The sequence below is a fragment of the Halobellus marinus genome (assembly GCF_032113415.1).
GTDB lineage: Archaea > Halobacteriota > Halobacteria > Halobacteriales > Haloferacaceae > Haloquadratum > Haloquadratum marinus.
On the sequence record NZ_CP134946.1, the window covers coordinates 3,559,429 to 3,583,541 of the forward strand.

Annotated in this window: 30 protein-coding genes; 4 read left to right on the forward strand and 26 right to left on the reverse strand. The window is 56.4% G+C overall.

Going from position 1 to position 24,113, the window contains the following annotated elements:
- Positions 1 to 55: 55 nt before the first annotated feature.
- Positions 56 to 922, forward strand: coding sequence for a hypothetical protein (locus RJT37_RS17625; RefSeq protein WP_313686525.1), 867 nt, complete (start codon positions 56 to 58; stop codon positions 920 to 922).
- Positions 923 to 1,293: 371 nt separating this feature from the next.
- On the opposite strand, the gene RJT37_RS17630 is transcribed toward RJT37_RS17625, so the two are convergent.
- Both RJT37_RS17630 and RJT37_RS17635 read right to left on the reverse strand, forming a co-directional pair.
- Positions 1,294 to 1,839, reverse strand: coding sequence for a DUF8115 family protein (locus tag RJT37_RS17630; protein WP_313686527.1), 546 nt, complete (start codon positions 1,837 to 1,839; stop codon positions 1,294 to 1,296).
- On the reverse strand, positions 1,836 to 2,708 hold the full coding sequence (locus RJT37_RS17635; protein ID WP_313686528.1) for a ParA family protein: 873 nt from the start codon (positions 2,706 to 2,708) through the stop codon (positions 1,836 to 1,838). Before RJT37_RS17635 ends, RJT37_RS17630 begins: the two co-directional genes overlap by 4 nt.
- 623 nt (positions 2,709 to 3,331) lie before the next feature.
- Here RJT37_RS17635 and RJT37_RS17640 point away from each other — a divergent pair.
- On the forward strand, positions 3,332 to 5,869 hold the full coding sequence (locus RJT37_RS17640; protein ID WP_313686530.1) for a hypothetical protein: 2,538 nt from the start codon (positions 3,332 to 3,334) through the stop codon (positions 5,867 to 5,869).
- Positions 5,870 to 6,477: 608 nt separating this feature from the next.
- On the opposite strand, the gene RJT37_RS17645 is transcribed toward RJT37_RS17640, so the two are convergent.
- Positions 6,478 to 6,972, reverse strand: a complete 495-nt coding sequence (locus RJT37_RS17645; protein WP_313686532.1) for a hypothetical protein — start codon at positions 6,970 to 6,972, stop codon at positions 6,478 to 6,480.
- A gap of 204 nt (positions 6,973 to 7,176) precedes the next feature.
- Between RJT37_RS17645 and RJT37_RS17650 the strand changes: the two genes are divergently transcribed.
- On the forward strand, positions 7,177 to 8,331 hold the full coding sequence (locus RJT37_RS17650; protein WP_313686533.1) for a hypothetical protein: 1,155 nt from the start codon (positions 7,177 to 7,179) through the stop codon (positions 8,329 to 8,331).
- A 136-nt stretch (positions 8,332 to 8,467) separates the two neighbouring features.
- On the opposite strand, the gene RJT37_RS17655 is transcribed toward RJT37_RS17650, so the two are convergent.
- The 8 genes from RJT37_RS17655 to RJT37_RS17690 all read right to left on the reverse strand — a co-directional run bounded on the left by RJT37_RS17655 (position 8,468) and on the right by RJT37_RS17690 (position 12,820).
- Entirely contained in the window at positions 8,468 to 9,442 is a 975-nt protein-coding gene (locus RJT37_RS17655; protein ID WP_313686534.1) for a DUF7983 family protein, read from the reverse strand.
- Between the two features lie 69 nt (positions 9,443 to 9,511).
- Positions 9,512 to 10,084 carry a hypothetical protein gene (locus RJT37_RS17660; protein ID WP_313686536.1) on the reverse strand — a complete coding sequence of 191 codons (573 nt, stop codon included), beginning with the start codon at positions 10,082 to 10,084 and terminating at the stop codon, positions 9,512 to 9,514.
- Between the two features lie 6 nt (positions 10,085 to 10,090).
- Positions 10,091 to 10,486: a DUF7964 domain-containing protein gene (locus tag RJT37_RS17665; RefSeq protein WP_313686538.1), complete on the reverse strand. Its 396-nt coding sequence runs from the start codon at positions 10,484 to 10,486 to the stop codon at positions 10,091 to 10,093.
- A 41-nt stretch (positions 10,487 to 10,527) separates the two neighbouring features.
- Positions 10,528 to 10,896 (reverse strand): calcium-binding protein, encoded by a 369-nt coding sequence (locus tag RJT37_RS17670; protein WP_313686540.1) that lies wholly within the window; start codon positions 10,894 to 10,896, stop codon positions 10,528 to 10,530.
- Positions 10,897 to 11,060: 164 nt separating this feature from the next.
- The gene (locus RJT37_RS17675; RefSeq protein WP_313686542.1) at positions 11,061 to 11,555 is read right to left on the reverse strand and encodes a DUF8045 domain-containing protein; all 495 of its coding nucleotides are present in this window, start codon (positions 11,553 to 11,555) and stop codon (positions 11,061 to 11,063) included.
- Positions 11,552 to 11,911, reverse strand: a complete 360-nt coding sequence (locus RJT37_RS17680) for a DUF7964 domain-containing protein (RefSeq protein WP_313686544.1) — start codon at positions 11,909 to 11,911, stop codon at positions 11,552 to 11,554. The genes RJT37_RS17675 and RJT37_RS17680 overlap by 4 nt, the downstream gene beginning before the upstream one ends.
- 36 nt (positions 11,912 to 11,947) lie before the next feature.
- Positions 11,948 to 12,556 carry a site-specific integrase gene (locus RJT37_RS17685; RefSeq protein WP_313686546.1) on the reverse strand — a complete coding sequence of 203 codons (609 nt, stop codon included), beginning with the start codon at positions 12,554 to 12,556 and terminating at the stop codon, positions 11,948 to 11,950.
- Positions 12,557 to 12,577: 21 nt separating this feature from the next.
- On the reverse strand, positions 12,578 to 12,820 hold the full coding sequence (locus RJT37_RS17690; protein WP_313686548.1) for a hypothetical protein: 243 nt from the start codon (positions 12,818 to 12,820) through the stop codon (positions 12,578 to 12,580).
- Positions 12,821 to 13,218: 398 nt separating this feature from the next.
- Here RJT37_RS17690 and RJT37_RS17695 point away from each other — a divergent pair, with 398 nt between their 5' ends.
- The gene (locus RJT37_RS17695) at positions 13,219 to 14,547 is read left to right on the forward strand and encodes a hypothetical protein (RefSeq protein ID WP_313686550.1); all 1,329 of its coding nucleotides are present in this window, start codon (positions 13,219 to 13,221) and stop codon (positions 14,545 to 14,547) included.
- A gap of 354 nt (positions 14,548 to 14,901) precedes the next feature.
- Here RJT37_RS17695 and RJT37_RS17700 read toward each other — a convergent pair whose 3' ends face one another.
- From RJT37_RS17700 to rplX, 15 genes are read right to left on the reverse strand one after another with little or no spacing between them, the layout of a single operon-like run.
- Complete coding sequence (locus RJT37_RS17700; RefSeq protein ID WP_313686552.1) at positions 14,902 to 15,975, reverse strand: tyrosine-type recombinase/integrase; 1,074 nt, start codon at positions 15,973 to 15,975, stop codon at positions 14,902 to 14,904.
- On the reverse strand, positions 15,968 to 16,501 hold the full coding sequence (locus RJT37_RS17705; protein WP_313686554.1) for a hypothetical protein: 534 nt from the start codon (positions 16,499 to 16,501) through the stop codon (positions 15,968 to 15,970). The genes RJT37_RS17700 and RJT37_RS17705 overlap by 8 nt, the downstream gene beginning before the upstream one ends.
- A 33-nt stretch (positions 16,502 to 16,534) precedes the next feature.
- Positions 16,535 to 18,001, reverse strand: a complete 1,467-nt coding sequence (gene secY / locus RJT37_RS17710) for a preprotein translocase subunit SecY (RefSeq protein WP_313686556.1) — start codon at positions 17,999 to 18,001, stop codon at positions 16,535 to 16,537.
- Between the two features lie 3 nt (positions 18,002 to 18,004).
- Complete coding sequence (locus RJT37_RS17715; protein ID WP_313686558.1) at positions 18,005 to 18,496, reverse strand: uL15m family ribosomal protein; 492 nt, start codon at positions 18,494 to 18,496, stop codon at positions 18,005 to 18,007.
- Complete coding sequence (locus RJT37_RS17720) at positions 18,493 to 18,957, reverse strand: 50S ribosomal protein L30 (protein WP_313686559.1); 465 nt, start codon at positions 18,955 to 18,957, stop codon at positions 18,493 to 18,495. The genes RJT37_RS17715 and RJT37_RS17720 overlap by 4 nt, the downstream gene beginning before the upstream one ends.
- Positions 18,957 to 19,610 carry a 30S ribosomal protein S5 gene (locus RJT37_RS17725; protein ID WP_313686561.1) on the reverse strand — a complete coding sequence of 218 codons (654 nt, stop codon included), beginning with the start codon at positions 19,608 to 19,610 and terminating at the stop codon, positions 18,957 to 18,959. The genes RJT37_RS17720 and RJT37_RS17725 overlap by 1 nt, the downstream gene beginning before the upstream one ends.
- Positions 19,607 to 20,161, reverse strand: a complete 555-nt coding sequence (locus tag RJT37_RS17730) for a 50S ribosomal protein L18 (RefSeq protein ID WP_311172351.1) — start codon at positions 20,159 to 20,161, stop codon at positions 19,607 to 19,609. Before RJT37_RS17730 ends, RJT37_RS17725 begins: the two co-directional genes overlap by 4 nt.
- The gene (locus tag RJT37_RS17735) at positions 20,161 to 20,616 is read right to left on the reverse strand and encodes a 50S ribosomal protein L19e (protein WP_313686562.1); all 456 of its coding nucleotides are present in this window, start codon (positions 20,614 to 20,616) and stop codon (positions 20,161 to 20,163) included. The genes RJT37_RS17730 and RJT37_RS17735 overlap by 1 nt, the downstream gene beginning before the upstream one ends.
- Positions 20,613 to 21,314, reverse strand: a complete 702-nt coding sequence (locus RJT37_RS17740) for a 50S ribosomal protein L32e (RefSeq protein WP_313686564.1) — start codon at positions 21,312 to 21,314, stop codon at positions 20,613 to 20,615. The genes RJT37_RS17735 and RJT37_RS17740 overlap by 4 nt, the downstream gene beginning before the upstream one ends.
- Position 21,315: 1 nt before the next feature.
- Positions 21,316 to 21,852 (reverse strand): 50S ribosomal protein L6, encoded by a 537-nt coding sequence (locus RJT37_RS17745; protein ID WP_313686565.1) that lies wholly within the window; start codon positions 21,850 to 21,852, stop codon positions 21,316 to 21,318.
- Positions 21,853 to 21,856: 4 nt separating this feature from the next.
- Positions 21,857 to 22,249 (reverse strand): 30S ribosomal protein S8, encoded by a 393-nt coding sequence (locus tag RJT37_RS17750; RefSeq protein WP_313686566.1) that lies wholly within the window; start codon positions 22,247 to 22,249, stop codon positions 21,857 to 21,859.
- Positions 22,250 to 22,251: 2 nt separating this feature from the next.
- On the reverse strand, positions 22,252 to 22,428 hold the full coding sequence (locus tag RJT37_RS17755) for a 30S ribosomal protein S14 (RefSeq protein WP_311172356.1): 177 nt from the start codon (positions 22,426 to 22,428) through the stop codon (positions 22,252 to 22,254).
- The gene (locus RJT37_RS17760; protein ID WP_313686568.1) at positions 22,425 to 22,955 is read right to left on the reverse strand and encodes a 50S ribosomal protein L5; all 531 of its coding nucleotides are present in this window, start codon (positions 22,953 to 22,955) and stop codon (positions 22,425 to 22,427) included. Before RJT37_RS17760 ends, RJT37_RS17755 begins: the two co-directional genes overlap by 4 nt.
- Positions 22,952 to 23,749 carry a 30S ribosomal protein S4e gene (locus RJT37_RS17765; protein WP_313686570.1) on the reverse strand — a complete coding sequence of 266 codons (798 nt, stop codon included), beginning with the start codon at positions 23,747 to 23,749 and terminating at the stop codon, positions 22,952 to 22,954. The genes RJT37_RS17760 and RJT37_RS17765 overlap by 4 nt, the downstream gene beginning before the upstream one ends.
- Entirely contained in the window at positions 23,746 to 24,108 is a 363-nt protein-coding gene (rplX, locus tag RJT37_RS17770; RefSeq protein WP_313686572.1) for a 50S ribosomal protein L24, read from the reverse strand. Before rplX ends, RJT37_RS17765 begins: the two co-directional genes overlap by 4 nt.
- Positions 24,109 to 24,113 lie beyond the last annotated feature (5 nt).

Genomic DNA, 24,113 nt, shown 5'->3' on the forward strand with positions numbered 1-24,113 from the left:
AGTAGAGAGTCTAACACCCCTAAACTCTTTTGTACTGAGTTACCTCGATGGAAATGTGTCGCTCCACGAATTGGACCCCTCGGCCCTCTCCGAGCCACAACGCACCGTGCTCCGAGCGATCGGATGGTGGTACAATGGCGTCCAGGTCTCCTGGAATAACACCGCCTACCGACTCGGCGAAACGATCCCTCTCGACATCGAAAACCTCGTCCGCATCCGGTTAGGCAACGTCGAAGGTCTGGAGCTCGATGCTTGGGAAGACACGTACCGGCCAGCCTACGAGTGGCTCTACACCGATGGCTGGCTCCAACCCGTGATGCTCTTCCGCAAGCGCATCAACTGGGCACCCAGCCGCGCCGCGCGGCAATTCCTTGACGACGACCTTAGTGTCGATGACCCCTGGGCAAAGTACGTCCCCGACGCGTACGACTACAGCGGCGGGCTCGTTGGTGACCTCAATGAAGGAATGAAGCACCGATGCGGCGTCGAATTGGTCAGGTCCGCATTCCCAGCAAAGCGGTTCAGCGGCTTCGAGATGTACCCCGGTGACGGATCCGAACCCCAACTCGACATCCACGCAGTTCGGCAGGGGACGGCGTGGGGGATCGAAATCCTCTGCGACCACAACAACCGGGACGCCTACCGGCGGAAGTACCAGCAGGCGGCCCAGACGAATCGTTGCATCTACTACGTCTTCCAAAATCGACGGCTGGCCAACGAGTGCCTGAACCTGTGGACCGAAGCCGACGACGTCCAGTGCGACATCGTCAACTATCCACTCAATCCTGAACAACGGTCAATGCAGGACGCTTACGAGTACGTCCGGCGCAGCGTCGAGAGCGCTGATCGTCCTACCCCTGGCATCCACCAAATCAACACCATTCTCCGACTGTACGATCAGCTGCTCGACGACGGTGAGTGACAACCACGTGTACCCGTTGTACGTCCCCCTATAATATTGGGAGTTACACCGAGACGCGCGGTATGTTACCTCGAGATAGGAGTCCGGAGGATGCGGAAACCATCGGTGTAACTCTGAAAGGGTCGGTGTAAGAAATCGTCGGTGTAAATCACCCCGATTACACCGGGACACACGGTTTACACCGCCTGATTTTACACCGGATTGGGTAATCATCGCTGCTGCGCGGAAGCAGAGAGAAACTCTCAGAACCTCTCTTGGAATACCTATCGTTAATCCTCTCAAGACATCTATCGATCAATCAATCGGACACTCTCTCATTATTACGAGTGAGTATCCTCTCAAAAGCTCAAACGGATTATCGAGAGGGTATCCTATAGCTCACGGCGAACACGACGGGTCTTTGCCTCCCGAAGCGCTTCAACAAGTCCTGGCTCAATTTCCTTCAAACCGACCCACAATATGTACCCGAGCAATTCGCTTTGACTGCCAACTTCGACATTTCCTTGTGATTGCTCATCCAACTTCTCGGCGAGCTGCTCTTTTCGTCCGGGACGCTCTTTCAGAACAGCGAAGACAGCCGCGAGATCCTCATTCCAGATGTGCAAGGCCCGATCGTTTTCTTCGAGATTGTCGAACGCGTTATCGATCGCAACCACGAGATCCTCCTCTACGGCCTCGCTGTTACTCTCCCTCTCCTGTTGTTCGGTTTCTGTCTGCTCCGACGAGAGATCCTCGGCTGTAATACTACCCTCGCCAGATGTCGAATCGTTCGTTGTTGCTGTCTCACCAGTTGGAGTTGTATCTTCCCCCTCCTGCTCGTTCTCCGCAGGACGCCCTTCGCTACCAGCGCTGGCCAGCCGGTCACCCATCTCTGTTCCCTGCCGGAGTTCTTCTATCTCATCTTGGTCGTCAGTCATATTACCTGCCTCTCGGGTTCTTGCAACCGCTGGATGAGTTCCTCGGAGTTTCGGATGAACGCGCGACGCGCTTTCTTGGCCGTCTCTGAGGGCGTTTCAAGGCGGAACGCTGTGTGCCCGTCAGCCGCCGCATTCCGAATGTCCTGAGACTCCGGAACCGCTAATGGTGCGACTGTGTTTGGATATTCCTCCTTGATTGTCTCAAGATATCTGTCAGAGAGCTTAGTACGCAGATCGACTTCTGTTGGGAGAACCATCGTCAATTCAATTTCGGCGTCAAGCTGCGTCTGCATCCGTTTGAGATCTTCTTCCAACTCTCCCAGCTGTTGTATGCCGAAGGTCGCAGGCTGTACTGGGGCGATGACATTTTGCGCGGCCCACAACCCGTTGTAGGAGATGTTGTTTGTGACCCCCGGCAAATCGATTAGGATGACATCGTAGCGGAGCGGATCGACGTATTCATCAAGGAAATTATTGAATCGAGAGTAGCGCTCGCTGGCATCATCGATGTTTCCCAACTCCGCGTCCAGTGCATCAAGGCCTGGATGCGCCGGCATGATATCGACGTGTTCCTCAGTTGGGATGATGAATTCCTCGACGACATCATCACCTAGCTTCTCTACTATCGATGGCCACTCCGGTTGGAATACCGTCGTGATATTTGGCCAATCGTCGTCGTTCTCGATTTGTTGCTGGTAGCGTTCCCACGTACCGAACTGCTTTGCGAGATCCCCTTGCTTCCCAGCAAGATCAATGAGCAGTACTTCGTGGCCCTGACGAGCGCACGCAACGCCGATATGAGCGGCTACTGTCGTTTTTCCGACCCCGCCCTTGTTGAGGAAGGTCGCTGCTCGTAGAGTGTCCTTCATATTGGTTCACCTCCGATACTCCCGATTGCTTTCTCTCTTGGGGGACCAATCGTCCCGCCGAGCGGAATGGCTCTCATTCCGCACTTGTGTATCGATGGCTCTGGTATATACCCTAGCCCCGGGTACTCATCTTCTGAAACCCCTAACCGACTGTTGCCTTGACTAAGTATTTGGATTCCTATAAATCATCAACCCAAATCTCCGAATTCGTGGGATTTGAATCCCATAAACGAGTTTCTACACTCACACTATCCGTTCATAATTTTCATAGAACGTGCAGACATACGAAGAGACAGTTCCGGAAACGATATTCAGAGAACTACGGAAAGTGTGGTACATAGCAGCGAGGGAGAGAGTTAGGGGATATTGATCAAGGTCGTCTCTGCCAAGGGTGTGATCTGACAGACTGCTTTTTCTCACGTGTTGTCGCCGGTTCCCTCGCGTAGGTGAATTTGGTTTCAACGCTTGAGGACTCGATCAATGTAGGGATAGGGACGACTTTGTCGATAATCGCTTCGATGCCACGGGAAGGGAATCCTCTGACGATTCCTTCCTAAAAAATGTTACTCTCACCCCGGGGTGTGGGACGCCCTCACCTAGAGTCTGCAATTACCCTTCACTTGATGTCAGACACTGAGTCTGAATCCGCCAACACCCTGGATTCGGACAACCAGTTCGCAGAATTCAACGTCTCGGTCACTACATCAACTCCCGAGGATACGGATTACATTGTTACTCTTCAGGCACAATCACCTTCCGAAATTTGGTCAGAAATTGCAACGACTACCACATTCCGCCTCAATCTCGTAAAGGCAGTTTTTGATCTCATCTCTGGTGATCCCCCATCGCAATGGAATAGAACTCTGCATGATCACGGGATAACTGCTCTCAATGGCGCATATGCGGACGTCGTTCGAAGTCTTGCATACATCGCGTCCAACCAATCAGATATCCCAGCAGACGACGGTCGTCCCCTCACAGTCCCTGAGAAGATCAACCACGCCTTCACACTCACCACCCAATTCGGTTCACCCGGGAACAGTGTTCTCGGCTGGTCTCTTCGACTTGATGAAATCAAGCATGGGCCGCTTGCTCTGATCGATGCAGCTTCAGTAACACAGTCTCTCGGTGTGCGGATTGGTGATCAGTTCAAAGACCAGCGAGCCGATCATCGCCGTGAGATTTGTCAGCTTCTAACTTGGCTCGCAGAAACGGTCAATCTCACCATCATTGCATCGCCACAGAATCAAGCCTGGCTTCGTGACCACCATCAGCAACATCTCCCGGAGTGCGTTAGTGAGCAGTGCAGTATTCGGGTGCATGAGGGATCCCGCTTTGAAGAACTCATCGCAGAGGCCCATGCACAGCTCAAGCCAGCAAGTAGAGAAGTACGGATTCTACGCGAGCTCGCTACTCACCAATCGCAGACAGTCTCATACAGCACGCTTTACGAATCGCATGATGTCTCGCCTTCGCGGATGCGACAGTGCTTCAATACGCTCGCCGATCTTGACTTGGTTCGAAAAATCCAGCGTCAGAACGGACATCATATCAAACTGACCGCACTAGGCGAGGCATATCTCGAACAACTCAGTGACCAGGATTCAGACGCGGACCAACCGACCGGACATTCGTCAGACCATAGCCGTGTCTCTGCAAGGGAGGAAAAAGACAACCACCGTGCGCAGCCCCGAACCAACGAGACCGGCAAAGTCGCGGCCACCCGCCTTGATCGGCACGAGTTCTCCGCAATCGTTGCTGGCGCCCCTCAACAAGGCATTGGTCTCGTGGACCACCCGATCGACCGCAAAGATGACGGTCGAGAACCAAGCTGGTACTACGATGCTGCTACTGATCGACTCGTCGTCAGCGCAGAATGGCACAACCCGATGCAGTACCTCGTTGCAATCACACACGCCCTTTCTCACTCCCAAATCTGGACTACTGTCCTCCCACCATCTCGACTCGAGGAAACGGTCTCACTCGACAACCTCGCAATCAGCGATACAGCGCTCCTCCGTGATGCTCGTTGTCTCGGGTATCTGAGCGACGCCACCGAGACTGGAGAACAATTCCTTGCAGCACTAGGCGACGCCCGTGACGAACTGCTCGCAATGACTAAGAATCTTCACCACGGCAACTATGATGATCGCAATCAACACCGCGCAGCAATTCTCCGAAACGCCCTCGGGCTGACTGGGACAATCGTCCATCTGCTGGATCTCGTCGGCATCAATCTTACCCGCGAAATCCGTCTCCCTGACTTCACCCGTGACTATGGCCCCGATCGACGGGAAGACGTTCTCACGAACCTGGCGATGATGGCCAGTATTCAATCAAAGTATGGCGCGTTTGCTGCTTTCCGCCAACTGTACGAACCACGTGAGAAAAAACGACAGACAGCCCTGACACCAGCAATTGATGAGACAGACGACCCCGTTGGTGAGCTCATTGGAGGATTCACTATCGTTGGTGACGGAGTCACCGAGCTTCAGTCATCACTGGCAACCGACTTCCAGACACCGTACACGGTTCACGATGAGGCACCAGAGATTGCAATTCAAATTCCAGTCCATAACCGGACACGGATGCGTTCCGCGTCTGAGACAGCGATCCGTCAAGCGCTATCCGAACAAGAAAGCTCACTCCAACCGTTATGCAAGCTGCTCATTCACGCATACACGGGAACTCCATACGATGCGGCCCGTGTTGCTCAGTATCTCTCCACGGCATATCAAGATCTCGCTGATTTGACACCCACGGAACTCCATACCGGAATCGCTACGCTGGGTAGGAATCGGATTTTCCCTGACGAGAATCCGACAATCTCTAGCGTCACCCATGCCCTACTCCAAACAGGCCCGACGTTGTCGCAAGCCGACGCAGCTGAGGCAGCAGATGTGAAACCTCGTTCATTGCGTCGGAACGAGACGCGACTCTCGGAACTCGGCTTGCTCAACGAAACCAACCCGGAGTGGGTATTGAGTATCCCCCTTCAGGCGGCGACATCAATTCCGTCAAGTCAAAACCAAAACGACGTCACCGTGAATCAGATCAGAAATCCAACTCAACATACGCAACTGATGAATCTACTCGAAGAGAAGGCCCGTGCCCAGACCACAAATGCTGTCTCACAAGTACTTCTGGGTGATTCGAATTAGTCAGAGGACGAATTGCGCACAGGGAAGGCACTGCCGTAGGTTGTCAGATATTTCACTGGCACATATTGCTGGGTATGTTTGGTCGAAGGCATTTGCGGGATGATGGTAGGTATTGAAAATTGCAGCAGCGTTAGTTGAGTTAACTGTTCCTAACGAATGTCCGGTCGGTGGTTAGGACTATATATTCATTTTCCAACAATACCCTCATAGCTGAGTAAGCAGGTGTATCAACTACACTGATACTGTATCGTCAAAAGAACCATGACTAGTTCTGCCGGGCAGATAGTCTACGTTAGCAGTACAAGAACTACCTTCGGAATGTCCGGTAGACCGGTATCGATTCAAGCCGTCACAGAAAGATTCACACACCCCGACGCCGTCTGGTGGTCAGTATCCGCGAAATTGGGATCTTTAAGTGAGGGTAGGAACGACTAATCGCCTGACCAAAGACAAAATACGTGAATTGTTAACGTGAGACGTGACAAGTATTCTGTGACGGCCTCCGGTATCGATTCACAGCTTTGACGATCGATAGTGTCACAGGTAACCCTACAACCGAGAAGCGTCAGGCCGGGTTTGTGAGGCGATTATTCAAATGTCATCGACTGCTAATCACGATTCAAAGACAGCCACTTCTGAGCCCAGTCTTCGATTTCACTAACCTCGACGCGTTCGGTGTCGTACTCAACACCCCGAGACTCTAATCGTCGTTTTGCGAAGTCTGTCTTGTTGATTGCGGGACGATACCATTCTGCGGTCAGGTCGTGATACGATGCTGGAACGATCGACGATTGAGTCCCTTGGTCGAGATAGGCCTGTGAGATTTTCCCGTAAACCGCTGCGTTTGCTAAGATGTATGCGGATGCGAGGCCCAGGTCTCCCTCTAGGCTCATCATTACCCCACCAGGGAAAATCGTTTCAAACCCAGAGACCTGAGTTCCTTCAACCGAAATGGTGTAGGACTTCTGTTTCAGTTTCTCTCCCAGAATCCTCTTCGTTGCGGCTTTTTCCTCAGTGATGCGTGCGTCTTCGACGAGGGACTTGAGCTGTGCAGCGAAATCGTCGCTCAGGTCGTATTGTTCGTCTGTTAACTGCGGACTCATAGGACCAACACCTCCCTCGCAGCAGTCGTGTTGCCCAATGGATCGTACAGCAACACCAGAGCGTTAGGCCAGGGGCGATTCAATCGGCGGCACAGTATTCCTGCCATCACCACCAATTCAGTGCACAATTCTAGTGAGGGCGTTCCTCTCCCCGGGGTAAGCGTAAAGTCTATTAAACCAGAACAGCGGGAGTGGGATTAATCGATGGATCCTGAGGAATCTCGGAGCCCACAGAAACAATACTTGTATCAAAACGAGCGGAAATATCTACTGTCTGAGGGGACTGGGTCAAGATCCGAGGGGGAAATTCGAAAGCAAATCAGATCTGAACGCCTTCCAAGGCTCACGAACCGGATTCAGCACCTGATTGACGACGTTGCGCTCCTCAATAATCGGGATTTTTTAACCTCCGAAATTTGGGAAGATGGATGGGATCAGCTGCAAGATCTAGAGTACCGGCCTGAATTACGAGATCCCCCTGTGTGGCTTCCAAACACAGAACTTAGCGGATTCACGCGGATCGGATTCGTTCTAGGTCAATTCGCGCGAACTGTAAGTAGCGATGTCGGGCCAGACTATGATTCAGCTCAACTGACTTGGGGATTCCTCCTTGGAGCTGTTGGCCGACCACAAGGGAACTATCGAAGAGAACACCGCGAAATAGAAGAAATTCTAAGAACTATTGAAAAACAATTTTCACGTCGAAAGGAGACTGTTGAAGAGCAAAAAGTAGAGACTGAGTCTCAACGTCTTGAGGACGATCTCAGTATTTCAACCTCGGTCCCCACTCTTTTCGATGGAAGTGCGTTTCGAGAATACCAAGAAAAGGCGGCAGAAGAAAGACAACGAATTAAGAATTCGAATGAACCTACAGAATCTGAATTTTTCCAATTGCTAAACGAAGTAATAGAAGCAGATAGTGAGAAGATAATCTCTGCTTCAAACCTTTCACGGCGTATTCGCCGAAGTATTCACGAAATACAGGAGACAAGTCGTCGGAAGGTCCCCGCTCAAGACCCATTCCAAACCCTGTATGACGCGGATGGAGCTATGAATTCTGGGAAGATTGCCGCGGACTGTGGAACTCATAAAAAGATTGTCTCATATCTGATGGACACGTTAGCAGGTGAAAAAGACGCTGAGTTGTGGGCAGATTATCCTCTCGTTGTTGAGGATCCTCAGCGGAGAGGGCGAAAGTGGGAGATGACGACATTTGGAAAACTTGTCGGGGCCTGTTTGTTTGAGGAAGAAGGGATGGAAACAGTACATCAGGCTTTGGCTGAGACCCTTACTAATGGGACAGCTGAGGAGGAATATATTGAACTCATCAAGGAGATTCTTGAGCCGGACGAAGACTAACCCAGCTCCTCCGTACGTTAGCAATGGATAATCCCGGTGATCGGCATGAGCCATTTTTGCTCCTATCTATAACACGCACCAATTTCAACGTACAAAGCTGGTTAATAGATAGAGGGGTTGTCTGCATACGGCGTCATCAACTCTCTATCTCCGATCCTGTCCGGAAACTTGTGAGTTCGTCGATGCGGCGTTCTAGGTCCTCGATCTCCTGTCGGAGCTCCTCTGTTTCCTCGTCCTCTGTGCCGGCGAGTTGATCCTTGAGCCCCTGAAGACGGGTCTCTTTCCGTTCCTCGTCTACCTCGGCCTTCCGGACGTACTCGGACTCTTCGATGTCGTACACGTCGTCCGCTGACAGTTCCGTGACCTCCAGGGCGTCATCTACCTTGTCGCGGTCCACGCCCAGCACGCGCTCGCGGTCGATGCCAGCGTCTTCGAGCGTCTCCAGCACCTCTTCCTCGTCTTTCAGCGAGCGGTTTCGGCGTGCTGTCCGCTGGACGGACCCGAATGGCCCGCTGACGGGTCGATCGTGGTGGAGGCGGTTCAACAACACGTCGGCCACGGCTTGGCGAAGATCGTTTGCGTTCCGCTGGACATCTGAGAGCAGGGTGTAGAGGTTCACCAGCGCGTCCGTTTCCACGTCCTCCAATACGTCTACCTCGTGGCGCTCGAGCGCATCCACGAGCAACAGCGCGTCCGCGTACACGTCCAAATCCGGCTCCGTGCGGTCCTCCTCCGCGGAGTTGCCTTCGTCGTCGAGTAGTTGGCTGGTGGTGGACCCCTCTTTCTCGACGATTATGCCCCTGTCCTCGTCGATCTCGAAGCGTGGATGCACGCTCAAGACAGCCGGATACGGGTCGGCATCGGGAGGGAGGCGGTCAAGTTCGAATCCGTCCGGCTCATCGGTGATACGATGGTAGAGTGTCTCAAACTGGTCTCGTTGGAGCGGACGGGTCTCGTCGATGTCGCGGTCGAGGAATTCAATGATGACCCGTTGCTCCTGTACGTCCGTGACCTGAAATCGGTTATGCGATAGCGGCGTGATGAGCGTCGCATCGCCAGGAAGTTCTTCAAGCTCGTCCAGAAGGGTGTGCCACGAGACGCTGAAGGCCATACCTGAGTCTGTTGGCAGCGACAGCCAAAGTCGTGTGGGTCAAGGAGCCGAAGTCTACGACGGGACCGGTTACTCGTCGTTTAGCCCATCAGAAATCATCTCTTTGAGTGTCGGGCCCTTGCTGAATTGTACGTTCTGTCGTGCCTGCTGGATGTGTTCTAGCTTCTTGCCGCTTACCTTGGCCATCAGCTCGTTTAGACGAGCAAGAATCTCGTCGATTCGATCCTCGAACCCCGCCATTTGATACGTTACTGTGAGATTCTTGAGTCCCTTGATAGCGGCCCGTCGCACGCGCCCGTCGTCGTCATCCAGAGCCGCCAAATAGAATTCCTCGAGACGGTCCAGAGCCTGCTTCGTGTCTCCCGGCATCAAGTGGTCCGATACCTCGGCTTCGGAGTCAGCCTGTTCGACCACCTCGAAAAGTCGCCGCCGTGGCGCCAGTTCCCGTGCGAATCGAACGACGGACTGCCGCTGATACCCGTTGCCCTCCTCGTAGAGCTCCAGACACATCTCGAAGGCGTCGTCGAACAACTCGGCCCGCTCCTCCGCCTCCATCTCTTTCAGTTCCTCGATCGCTGGGTTCACCTCGTCTGGGTCGCCTGACGCGAGTGCGTCCCGAAACCCGTCGAGTTGCTCGGTCATCTGTGGTCAGGTGTCCGAGAGGGCGTCGAATTTCTCCGGGTTCGATTCGACCAGTTCGGGCGGAATACCGTACAGTTCGGTGATGATGCGCCGCATCGCGTCCTCGCGGTCGATGTCGTCGTAGCCACGATATTCGAGCAGGGAATCATACGCTGCCTCGTACCCGTTGCCGTCCTCATCGTCTTCCGTAGCGACGACGGTCCAGCCCCTCTCAGCTTCGAGATAGGCGAGGGCGACGACAGTTTCCTCCATGAACAGCAGGACATCGTGTATCCGTTGGTGGCCGTCGTCCTCCCTGATGCCCTCCGGTGTCGCTGGAAATACGAGGTCAATCCCGTCCCCATCGGAGAGTGCGTCGGCTTCCGCCTTGGCGAGGGGGCGGTCGGGGAGACTGTCAAGCATATCCGGCCGTTCGATGGCCACGCCATTAGTCGCTGTTCTCGTCAAAACATATAGCCACGTCCGTCCCAGTAGTGCCAGTCCGCGACCGCTTGCTCCGTGTCGGGGTCGGCGTCGATTGGCTCCAGTTGTGCCAGCGGCACGCCGAGTTCCCTGTCCATCCACTCGATGGTAACGAACATCTCGCTCTCCGATGCCTCGACCGAAGACATCTCCACGACCTGCACGGTTTCGCCCTCCTCCAGCGGCGACACTTCCCGCTCTTCGATACAGCGTGCTTCGAACGGAAATCGGATTGTATCCTCGAGATAGGTGTACCAGCCGATTGCCCGCTCGTGCCGGTCGTAGGCATCGACGACGATCTCCATCTTGATCCGCTCCTCGCGTTCCTCGTCCTTGTCTACCTTTGCCATAGTTCATAGTAGGAAGTCCGAGTGTAAGATGTACAGGGAGAACTTCAGGGAGGAACGACACCGAGATTCGGGTAGCTACCGACGTGCAGGTTCGCGGGGGCCGAGGACAGACATCGATGGACGACCGCTGGGAAGAGCGGTCGGCGAGATGCCAGCGTGTGACACTACGACAATTTGTGGCCGCAGTTCGGACAGAAGATCTCGTCACCCTCCAGCAGCGAGAGGCATTCGACACAGATTCGATTGCTCGGCGAGGTGGCGATATCTTCAAGAAAATCCATCGCAGTTTGCGACTCGGCACCCGGTCCATAGCCGTCAGCGTAGCCCGGCAGCGTCGAGGCCCACTGGACGGTTCCGTCGTCATCGACGACCGCGACGTTCCCGGCGATGTCGAGTTTCCCGTAGCGCTTGAACGCCTCTGACGGGGTCTGGTCGATGCGCTGATTCAGGTCGGAGTTTCGCTTCAGGTCGCGCTCGTAGATATCCTCGGGTGTCAGCGACCGTACGTCGCCCGGGAAGTCCGTGATTGTTCCGTGCTGGTCGTCGATCCGGTTGATCTCGACGACGATACCGTGCTCGTCGTGAAGCCTTTGCAAGAGTCGGAGCGCGTGGTCGTGCCACTCGCGGACATCGGCGTCGGCGTAGTAGCGGAGGATCATGCGTCCGGATCAGTTTCTTCTTCGGCTGCGATACGATCCGAGAGGCTTTCCGTGAGCCATTCGTTGGCGAGGTCGCTCGCACGATCAACCATCTCGTCGTGACTCAGTTCTTCACTCTCGAAGGACTCGTAGACGCGCCATCGTTCCGCGCTCGGATCGAAGACGATCACGTGCGTCTTCGCTTCCATATTCAGGAGGAACGCTTCGATTGCCCCAGGTGTTGAACCCGGGAATCCCATCGCTCCGCGGATTTTCGGATTGTCGCTTTCGGCAATTTGCCTCACGATGTCGTCCGTAATGGGTTGGTTCGGGAGCGACGAAAGAAACGAAGGCGAAGTCTCTGAATCGTCGGACATGTATGATGATTCGTTCCTCCGCTGTTTCTACAAATCTCACACCCCTAAATCTACGTTACTAAAGGCGTCATTCACAACCTCTTCACTTGGTGCATTTAGATATGGTTCTATCGCGGTGAAGCTATCCCATCCACCTACAGCCATAACCACTCTCGGGTTCATTGATTCATCTACCAGTAGACGTTGAGCGAACCGTCGCCGTAGGTCGTGGCTGGCCACGTGGCGAAAGTCGTCATCACCTGTCTCACCGGCCGTCCGTTCTGCGATCCGTTTCACAGCAGCGCGGATCCCACTTTCGGTAAGATTAATGAACGGGTCACTCGGCGCTATGTCGTGTTCCTGTTGATATTGGTGAAGGTCGCGTTCAACATCTACTGGTAGGTATGCGTCGCGTGGCTTTCCGCCTGAACCGCTCGTGTCCTTGCCTTCTGGTACTCGAAGCCGATAGTGTTCACCATCAGACGTCCGCTTCACGTGTTTTGGACATACTTGAGGGATCTCGAACGCCCGGAGACCAACATATCCACCCAACTGAATGATCAGGTCGTTACGAGTGCTCCCTGCATGGCGGCGTAGTTGATTCAATTCGTCATCAGTGAGCCATACCTTGTACTGTCCCTCTTTGTCGGTTGCTTCTAATCTCATCAAAAATTCGGTTGATGCTGCCTATTTGGATTCATACTTGTCCGCGTTGTCACGCATCATCCACCAAGCGATCTCGATGTGCTGCCACGCTTCGTAGAAATTCGCCTCTTCTTTGTGATCGAACTGAATGTTCTGGAGCGATTCAACAGCCTCATACAGCATATCTTCGACATCTTCAACATCCTTTTCTCCGTGCTTAAACTCCGTGACCAACTCTGCTTTTCGTTCATCCTCATCGTCGAATTGGTCGTCCAGCCTTGGCATACTAACTTATTATAATAAGATACTATTAATGGCTTGGGGATAGCCTGCTTTTCGGGATGGTATGCCGGAGATAGTGAGGTTCAGTGGCGACTTATAGAACAAGTCGTCACTAAGAATCTCTTCTTTCTACGAACCTCTGAGTGAACGCGACGGTCACTAATTGGCATTTTAAATCTCTCTTTGCGAATACTTCACTCCACAGCGGGTCAAATATTCCAACTTCCTACAGAATCGCTTGTTCAATATCAGACCTTAACCCGTCAGAAGAAAAACTTTAATACAAATATAAATTGCAGTACAGAGACACCTTTGAACAGATGGAGTAGTCTGGTTCAATATAAAGATGTGAGGGCACAGAGCCGCACAGGAATTATATCCCCTATGGAATACAATTAGCCATGACCTTGTCAAAGGCTTTGGAACGAGTAGCTCAGACCAATTCCCAAGCTGTTACAGAGTTTTTGGAGGAGTACTTGTCCGATGCTGAGATTGAACAGTCGGTGAAAGACCAACTCCATGAAATAGCTATTCGATATGCCGTTAAAACCGATATGGAGCAAAGCTTGGAGGGAGTTACTGACCTTGCTGATCCTAATTGGACCCCAGATCCACCACATGCACGCGATGATGGGGAGTTGAATATTGTCCGCCGATATATGGATTTATCTAGTTTTCAATCATTGATTGAGTCTGGACTATGGTTTAGCCGAGTAGATAATTATAGTGATAGCTTTGAGGGTAAGTATCCCGGAGAAATTCTCAGACGCCGGTGGAGAACATACGAATATAATGAAATGGAGGGAGACCCACAAGTACCTTACAATGACTATGATTATCGGAAGGCCAGGGACGAAATAATTAGAAAACAGTCATTTACTTCCTGTTGGAGATGGGGTGGAGATGAATCAGCTGTATTTTGGGACGCATACATTCAAAATGAGGGGTTGGCTATTGAAACTACATTTGATAACCTCCGGGAAGTTCTGGAGAATTCGGATTTTGAATTCGTTATAGGGAAAGTCGAATATATTGATTATCGAACAAAGACATTTCCAGTAAATCCTGTTGCACAGGTTTTTCACAAAAGAAATGGGTTTACAGATGAAAGAGAATTAAGAGCGTTAATTCGGAGTGAGGCCGATGAAGTATCTTACAATATTGAGACATCGGGTAGTATTGAAGTTGATGTCACAAACTCTCCTGGAATCAGGGTTCCGATCGACCCAAACACGCTAATTGACAGGGTAATACTTGCACCCGGCACCAGCCAATGGGTCGTTGACCTTATTTCAGATATGAAAGACACATACGATTTGGAAATATTCGTCGATAGGTCAAGGCTCGACGCTAAGCCGGATAGGACACGACCGAAGAAGGTCGCGGATGGTGTGAGTGAAATCATTAAGGATGGAATGCAGTTATATCGAGTTGAAAAACATTCCCCAGAAAAATACGATTTATCTGATGACGATCAATTCGTGTTGTTAGCTGTGTGGGTTAATTCAGAATCCTATCTACGAGAGGTTCATCAAAAAGTCACGGAGCTACCATATTCGACCTTCGATTCTTCACCGGATTATGGTGAGGGGTGGAACGCCGAACGTGAGAAGGTACAATCTCACCTGAAATCATTGCGTCGCAAAGAACTCATTACCAATGACGGCCCAATGTGGTCTATTACTGAAAAGGGAGAACAAGTCGTCAGGCACCCATATATCGATTCCTAGCAAGCCGACCAAATTACGCAGGTCTTGAACGATGAATTCGTTTCCGGCCCGGATAGAGTTCAGTTATTACGAACACACTCATACCCGGTTTTCGTGTCGTCTACCCCAACTGTAGAACTCAATGATGGAAGCACCTCTGCTGACCCCACTTCGCTTATCTGAATAAATTGTGACAGTCCAGTTAAGCGCGATCATTTCTGCGATCCAAATAACTGGATCTCAGGAACCAATTCGAACGAGAGTACCGTATTGACTACCGGCTCAAGCTATTTTGACTGATTTGCTGAATTCGTGCGTTGTATCTTGCAGGCCTCAAAATGGCTCCACCAATAATCCCCCAACACAAGAGCTAGACTAAAAACTCGCCTGGTAGTTGTTGATGAGTTTTTCCTCATCGGGCTCTAAGTATTCCATCGTTCGTTGGATGTCAGCGTGTCCGGCCATTCGACGGGCTTGATGCAGATCGATTGAGTCGCAGTTATTCACCCAGTGACTGATGGCAGCACGACGAACCCGATGGGAAGTGATGAGCCATTCATCAACATCCTCTGGAATTCGTGCCGGATTCGCAGGACGCAGAGGTTCCTGCACGCCTGCATTTTGTGCAGCCTCTTTCACGATATCGCTGATATGAGCAGGCTCCATCTGAGGTTTATGGGTGGTCAAGAATAGGTGCGAACTTTGATCCGCGTAGCGGCTATACGATTCTCGCTTCTTGATCCACCGTCGCAATTGGTAGTCAAAATCTGCTGGGTAACAGACGTTTCTAATGTACAAATCGGGATGGTCGTCAGGATTCAATTTCGACGACCGAATCTTGATAGTGTAGTCGTCATGGTTGATCTTGTCTACCTCCATCCGGGACAATTCGTCAGCGCGACAGGCAGTAAACCAGCTCAGCTTCAGCAGCACCTTGTTTCGCAGTTTTGTTACTGGGTTCTCTCCCGGGACATGATCAAACAACTCCCGGATAGTGTCTGGCTCAATAGCGATGATATCGGATTCCTTTTCGACCTTGTGAACTTGCACGTACTCCGGTGTTTGACTGATATCGTACTCCTCACCGATATCTAGATCGGAAGTCGGTAACTCGTCGAAATCCAGCTCATCCACGTCCACCGATTCAGATAGTTCTCTATAAAACACGCGGATGGAATTGAAGTAGCTACTTACGGTCGTTCCCGCCTTCTCATTCCGGATCCCCTTGATATACCGTTTCACGTCGTCTTCCGTCGCATCGCGTGGATCAACGTCGTTCTGCTCACACCAAGCCAACCAGTACCGCGATTCTCTTTTCCGCGTTTCAAACGTGGTCTCCGGCGGATCCTTTCGTGCAAGGAACTCCTCGCAGAACCGCTGATGGAGATCAGTATATTCGTTCAGCTGTTTTGAGTCTGGACTCGAAAACTGACCCTTCTCGTTACGCACGGAACCACCTCCGTTCATTGTCAATACTATCGGAGTCCACCTCTACATGCGGATTACTCTCGAGGAACAGGAGTGCTTCTTTGACCCCCTCTTCATCAACATCACTCCGCACTTGGTCAACTATCTCTGAGAGAGTCAAACCCGTTTTCTCATCTTGATAGCTCGGGAGAATATCGTGTACTTCAAACGCTACATCTTTGATTTCCTCGTCACTAAGCTTACCTTCCTCACCTGCTACGTTCATCACCTCCTCTCTAAGCGACTGAATCTCCTTCCGAACAGTATCAAACTCGCTTTCAATCTCAGACAGATCTATGTCTACTGCTGCTCCGGCACCGTATTCCTCCAAAACGTCCTGACGGACGTAATCGTCGTCGAGTTCGTGCTCGACCGCTGTTGTAATCAGGTTCGTTAGCGTCCCGTAGCCCTCCTCTCGGGCTTTCCGTTGCCACACCTCTTTCGTCGTGGCAGGGACACTGATGTGGATCTGCTCGTTATCCGGCATACCCACGGCTATGTAGGCCACCTACAAAAAGCTATGTAGAAATCGTGTAGAAGGTTAGCCGAACATCTCGCGCATCATCGGATGCATCTCCATCAGCTGCTCTTCTGCGATCTCCTCGTACAGCTTGTACGTGATAGAGACCGTAAGCAGCAGTCCCGTTCCGGAGACGCCGCCGATCGTGCCCAGCATATTCGCGAGTACGGCCAGCAGGCCGACTAAGGCGCCGCCGATGACGGTCACCTGCGGGATGTACCGCTCCATCACCTTCTCTATGACCTGCGGGTTCCGCCGGAAGCCGGGGATCTGCATCCCGGAGTTTTGGATCTGCTTTGCGGTCGCCTCGGGGCCCATCCCCGTCGTCTCCACCCAGAAGATGGCGAAGATGGCGCCGCCGATGATCATAAAGGTCAGATCGATCGCTACGCGAGCGGCGATCGCGGCGGGTTCCTGGGAGGTGAATCCGAGGAACCACATCCAGTCCTGTCGGGTCTGAATCGGCGCGAGATACCAGAACAGGCCACCGGTGACCTGGCCCTGGCTGTACTGACCGATCCAGGCGGGCATCCCCGCCCACCAGTTGTTGAGGATCTGGCCGAGGAACTGGAGGTTCGCCTGCAGCGCGCGAACGAGGATCATCGGCAGGACGCTGGCGTAGATGAGCTTCACCGGGAAGCGGCCCCGGGCGCCCTTCACGTTCGCGTGTGCGAGCGGAATCTCGATACGGACGGACTCCGCGTAGACGACGATCCCGAATATCAGCACCGTCGTGATCAACGCGAGGATCTGTCCCTGACCGAGGAAGAGATCCGAGAGTCCGCCGGGGGTCAGCGGCGAGCCGATCTCGACGGCACCGGTGATGATACCGATCCACGTCGGGAAGAACCCGCTCTGCCCGCCCAGGCTCTGCCAGCTGAACAGCCCGGCGACGAGCTGCTGGCTCACGCCCGCGATGATGAACAGCCCGACACCGGAGCCGACGCCCCACTTGCTCACGATCTCATCCATAAACAGGATGAGGACGCCGCCGACGAACATCTGGGCGAAGATGATACCCCGCACACCGCCCGTCCCGATCCCGAGTGACTGCCCGAGCGCCTCACTCGGCGGCAGGAAGTTGCCGGCAAACACCATCGGCAGCCCCGTTAGACAGATCATCACGACCACCAAGAGCTTCTGGAGGCCCTGATACAGTATCTGGTCGCGGGGATCGTCAGTGTCCAGGCCCAGCAGGTCGGCACCGCCGAGCAACTGGAGAACGATGCTCGCCGTGACGATCGGGCCGATGCCAAGTTGCAGGATCGACCCCTGCGACCCGGCGAGGATACTCCGGAACTGCCCGTAGAAGTCCCCGCCCGGCCCGCCGGTCTGCAGCCCGAACATCGTCACGTTTGTCAGGAAGAAATACAGCACGAGGATCCCGGCGGTCCAGCCGAGCTTCCGGCGGAACGGGACGTGTCCCTCCGGACGCGCGACTGACGGCATCCGCGTCAGCACCGGTTCGGCGGCCTCCTTCCATCCCATAGTTTACTCCTCGGTGTCGTCGTCTTCGTCTGCGTCGTCCTCGGCGGCGAGTTCCTCGCCGCGTTCGGTGAGTTCGACGCTCCCGCCGGCGCCCTCGATGAGTTCGACCGCGCCGTCGGTGAACGCGTCGGCGACGACCGAAAGCTCCTGTCGGACCTGTCCGCCGCCCAGCACCTTGACGATGTCGGCGTCGTCGTCCTCGACGACGTCACGGACGTCGATGTGGTAGCCGCCGTCCGTCTGTTCGGCCAGGTCCTCGGCTGCGAGCAGCGCGGCGTCTTCGTCCAGTTGACGGACGTTGACCTCCGCGACCGTTCGCGTGGCGTCTTCCGGCCGCTTGAAGCCGTGTTTGCCGATCGGTTCGTAGTTGTGGAATTCGTGTTTGTCGCGACCTGCCCGGCCGCGGCCGCCACGGTGGCCGGCACCGCGCCGGTTCTTGTGCGTGCCGCCGCCGTGCGTTCGGGAGCCGCGCTGGCGTCGTTTCTTCGAGGTCATCGCATTGCCTCCAGGAGTTCGTCGATCCCGTCGGTGTCGTGTTTTCCGAGCTGTCCGCCCTCGGTCGTCGGGTGCTTCTGGCCGCGGTGGCCGCCGCGCGGCGGGTGCAAGCGGAGCACCGGCGAGAGTCCCTGCTCGCGCAGGGTCGTCTCCTCGTCGACCAGCGCTTCGGCGAGCGCACTGAAGTCGTCGTAGTCGGTGTGCTCGGTCAGCCACGCCTCGTCGACCTCGGCGTCGCCCTCCTCGGGCTCGGCCCGCGTGGCCAAAAGCGTCTCGACCGTCTCGACGCTGGGCTTGCCGTGGGCGACGTAGTCGTTGACCTTGGTAATCATCCCGCGGTAGGTCTCCGTCTCGGGAACGAGAGCGCAGTGGTTCACGCGGTGGATGTTGAGCATCTTCAGCGTGTCCCGCACGGCGCCGCTCATATTGACCTCACCGCGGATCTGAACGATCGCCTGCATCACTCGCTCACCTCGCCCTCACGTTGCTTGGCCCTGGCGCGTCGGGGCGTCCGCGACTGCGAGGCGTTCTTCAGCGCGTTGTACGTCGCCTTCGCGAGGTTGACCGTCGTCCGCGTGTTCCCGTTCGAGCGGGTCCAGGCGTCCTGGACGCCCGCCAGTTCGAGGATGTTGCGGACGGTCGGGGCGGCCGCGAGGCCGAGCCCCTGCGGTGCGGGCATAATCTCGACTGTCACCGAGCCGGCCTTCCCCTCTGCCTTCCGGGTGAGGGAGTTGCGGCCGCCGGCGGAGTCTTCCCACGAGCCCGACCCGCGATCCACCGAGATGATGTTGAGCTTCGCGACGTCGATCGCCTTCTGGATCGCGGAGCCGACCTGGTCGTCCCGCCCCTCGGCGTAACCGAGGAAGCCGTCGCGGTTACCGATCGCGACGACACAGCGGAACTTCACCCGGCGGCCGGAGTCGGTCATCCGCTGGACCATATTGATGTCCAGCACCTCGTCGTCCAGCCCCGGCAGGAGCTGATCGACGAGTTCCGGCTCTTTCAGCGGCAGTCCCGACTCCAGGGCCTGCTCCATCGTGGTGACGTCGCCGTCCTGTACCATCTGGCCGAGCCGCGTGCGCGGCGTCCAGCCGTTGTCGTTGCGTTGGCTCATGCGTCCTCCTGTAGTCGCTCGAGCACATCGTCGAAGTGCTCAGGGAGTTGCGTGGCGTCGAAATCGCCGCTGTAGAGCGGCTCCTCCAGCTGCTCGGCGTACTCGGCGATGTGCTCGCCGCGGTTCCGAGACCAGTCTGCGAGTACCGACTCGTTGTGCGGGATCTCGAGGCCAGCGTCGATCGCTCCTTCCTGGATCGCGAACACCTTGTTGCCGGGTGTCGCGGTGTTCAGCCCGATATCGAGGACAGCCTCGTCGAGGCCGGCCTCGACGGCGCGCGTCCCTGCGAGAAAGCCCGTGAGGTACGCGCTGGGAAGGTTCCCGGTTGGGGCCTCCCAGCCGTACTCTGCGAGATCCTCGGAGGATGCGGCCGCGTGCGTTTCGTCTCCGTCCGGTCCGGGGGTGATCAGCTGCGCCCTGACGTGCTGGTTGCTCACGCGAGCAACCAGGCGTGGCTTGCCTGATTTCAGCAGGCGCAACCTCTGGTGGTAGTCCGTCCGGACCTCGCGCCGACGTCGCATCGGCACCGTGTAGCGTGGTCCTGTTGCCATTATTCTATCTCCACATCGTAGTTGTTCCGAATGTATGCTTCGAGCCGCGCCACGTCCTCGAACTCGCCGCCCGACGCCTTGTTGTACACTTCGCGGTACTGCGTCGGGTCGAGCGGACCGTCGTCGCGCAGTTCCTTCAGGCGACGACGCTGAGCGCGGATGCGGCTGACCCATTCGTCCTTCCGTTTCTTCCGGCCGCCGGCCTTCCCCTTGCGGGAGCCGGGACCCTTGCGGTGGCCGTAGGCGCGCTTCGCTGCGCGCTCGCGGGCACGACCCTTGGAGTTACCCTTCGCGTCCGTGGCGCGAATGGTTCCCTGATCGACGAGGTCGCGGATATCCTCGCGAGTGATTGCCTCCGCGATCTCGTCTTGCTGTTCGGGATCGAACCAGACTCGGCTCTTGCCGACGTCTAAGACGTCGGCGGCCATCCGTTTCTGTGCTTTCAGATCCGTCATTCTTCGACCTCCACTTCGACGTAGGTCGGGTTGAGGACGCGGATCTCGCGGTCCTCGGCGACCTCTTCGATTCGCTCGCGCTTCCGTCCGCCGACCTTCGAGGCGATGCGGACCGCCTGCGTGTCGCCGTCGACGCCTTCGAGGTCGTCGACGTTGTGGACGCGCACCTCCTCGAAGCCCGAGGGGTGCAGGCCGCGAGCGGCCTTCGGCGAGCGGAAGCCCGCCTCGACGGAGTCGCCTTTGCCCTTAATTCCCCGGCGCTGCTTTGAGAGGTTGCCGCGGGGCTTCCGCCAGGATTCGGGCACGCGCTTCTTGGCGTGGTACTTCTGCCGGCGGAACGCGGGCTTGCCCTCGCGGTGTTTCTGTCCGAGCGCGCGGGCGGTTTCCTCGTCCAGTTCCGGCGTCTTGTCGGCGTGACCGCGGGGTCGAAGTTCGGTTTCGACTTCCTCGGTCTCCGCTTCGTCGGTCTCCTCTTCGACCTCGGCTTCGGTCTCGTCGGTGACCTCGAGGCCACCCACGTCGGCCTTGATCCGGGCCGCAAGAGCGTTCCCGACGCCCTCGACGTCGGCCAGTTCCGACTGGCTCGCCGCCTTGACGTCGTCGACCGACTCGTAGCCGGCGTCTCTGAGCGCCTCGGCCTTCGAGGGGCCGACGCCGCTGATGTCTTCGAGTGTTTCGATTTCGTCTTCGTCGGCCATATCAGGCACCACCCGTCTGCGGTTTCTGCGTGATGTAGACGCCGTCCTGGAAGACGCGCGTGTCCTTGTCCGTCACGCGAGTGAGCTGTTCGATGTCGGCGGCGGTCTGCCCGACGTCCTCTTTCGAGGGGCCCGTCAGGGTGACCACTTCGCCGTCGACCTGTACGTCCGTGTCTCCGCGGATCGGTGTCCGCCGTTCAGACCGCTCACCGAGGAAGTTCTCGATGACGACCTCGTCGCCGTCGACGTCGACCTGCATCGGGAAGTGGGCGTAGTAGACTTCCATCTCGTACTCCCAGCCTTCGGTGACCCCGTGGATCATATTCGTCACGTGGCTCTCGAAGGTCCCGACGGTGGCGTTCGTCTTCGCGTCCGTCTCCTCGGCGGTGATGACGACTGCGCCGTCCTCGACGCTGACGCTGACTGAGGGGTACCACAGCGTCCGGGTGACGCTGCCGTTGGGCCCCTCGATCGTCAGATCGAGGTTCGACACCTCGGCGGAGACCTCGTCCGGAATTTCGATTTCTTTGCTGGTCATAGTCTCAGTACACGTAGGCGATTACTTGGCCACCGATACCCGCCTCGCGGGCGTCGTAGTGGCTCATCACGCCGTGGCTCGTCGTGACGATGAGCGTCCCGTAGTCGCGGGCGGGGAGGTATCGCTTCTCCCACTTCTCGAACTCGTCTGCGCCCGCTGAGTAGCGGGGCTTGACGGCGCCACATTCGTTGATCGCGCCGCTCAGTTCGACCTCGAACCGTCCGGCCTTGCCGTCGTCGACGAACTCGAAGCCGTCGATGTACCCGCGGTCGTAGAAGACCTCGAGGACGGAGCCGATGACGTTGGAGGCGGGCTGTATCTCGTGGGACAGGTGGCCGACGCTCTCGGCGTTGTCGACGCCGGCGAGCGCGTTGGCCAGTGGATCGTTTCCTGTCATCGTTATCGATACTTCTTGAATCCCATCTCGCGGGCGACCTCGCGGAAGCACTGCCGGCACAGGTAGATCTCGTATTTACCGACGAGACCCTGATTGCGGCCACAGCGTCGACACTCGTGGCTCTGGCCCGTGCGGCGGGTCGCGTGCTCGCCCGTCTGTTCTGTCTCTGATTCGCTCATGCTGTCTCCTCCGCGTCGACGGTGACGTCGAAGGTCTCCTCGACGAAGGCCCTCGCGTCCGCCGGCGTCAGCCGGTGGCTCGACGGGATCGAGCGCGACGCCTTGTCGCGCTTTTTCACCCGGTAGCCCGGACGGACGAGGTTGACCGTCACGTCCAGGCCGTAGATTCCGATCTGCGGGTCGTACTCCTGAGACGGGAAGGCGGTGTGTTCCTCGACACCGAAACTGAAGTTCCCGGTCTCGTCGAACTGCCGCGCCGAAAGCTCGGTCAAAGGCAGCGCCGTCTCCAGGAACGCTTCGGCGTTCTCGCCGCGAAGGGTGACCTTCGCGCCGATCGGATCGCCGGTGCGGGCGCCGAACTGCGTCGCGGCGCGGGTCGCCGTCGTGCGGACGGCTTCCTGTCCGGTGATCTCTTCGAGGATCTCCTCGCCGTTTGCGAGTTCGCGACCGCCCTCGCCGACGCCCATGTGGACGACGACCTTCTCGATCTGCGGTTCGCGCATCTCGTGGAACGTCGCGTCGCTCATTCGTCGTCACCTCCGTCGGCCGACTCGTCGTCGGCCGCCTCGTCCGTTTCGTCCGCGTCCGCCTCGTCGGCGTCCGCGTCAGCGGCCGCATCCTCGTCGTCGTCGACGAAGTTCTCGTCGATCACGACGACGTAGTCTTCGATCGTCTCGAAGCTGCCGCCGTCGGTTTCGACGGTGACGGTGTTGTCGCCGCTCCCGGCGGTGACGGTGATCTCGTCGATCTCGCCGATGTCACCGGAGTGGGTGCCGTCGACGGCCGTCACGAGCGCACCCTCCTCGAAGGGGAAGTGCGCGACGATCTCCTTGTCGTCGTTGTCGACGACGAGGGAGTCGTTCGTGCCGTACTCGTCGCCCCCTTCGTCGATGCGGACGTTCGTGCCGTCGTGCAGCGTCAGCTGCGTCTCGCCGCCGTGAACGTCCTGCTTTCCGACGATCTTGCCGAGACGACTCCCCGCCGCCTCTCTGTCGATCGGCGTCAGGGAGAGCCGGCCGCCCTCCTCGGGGAAGACGCGGTAGTACTCTTCGCGCTCGGTGAACGCGAGGATGTCGAACATCCCCACCGGGCGCTGCTCGTCGGAGACGGCGTCGCCGTTGACGAGGACCGTGCCCTCGTTCAGTGCGAAGCGCGCCTCCTTCTTCGAGTCGACGTAGCCGAGCACGTCCCGCAGCAGGACAAGCAGGGGGACCCCTGCCTCTCCGTGCGGACCTGCGCCGGCCTTGACGGTGAACGTCTCCGTCTTCCGTTCGACCGGCCAGGCGTTCGGTGCCGACAGTCGCTTCTGGTGTCGCGTCATTGTTCGTCCTCCGTCGCCTGCAGGCGCTCCTCGCGGCGGTCGTCTTCGAGGTCCAGTTCGGTCACGCGGAGGTTCGAGGCGTCGAGCGGCCGCGGCACTTCCTCGCCGTCGGCCTTCTCGATGGTCACGTCCTCGACGTGGACGGCGGTATCGCGGAGGTCCACGTCGACGACTTCGGCTTCCGTGCCGGCGTCGTCGCCGCGGAGCACCTCGACGGTGTCGCCCGCGTTGACGCGAACGTTGCGCTGTCCGTACTCCTCGCGGAGGTCCTCGGACAGCGTCGCGCGGACCTGGTCCTGCCGCTCGTGCAGAGGCGCGTTCTGCGTGCGTTGTCGCTGTTTGCGTGGTTGTTTGGTCATACTGT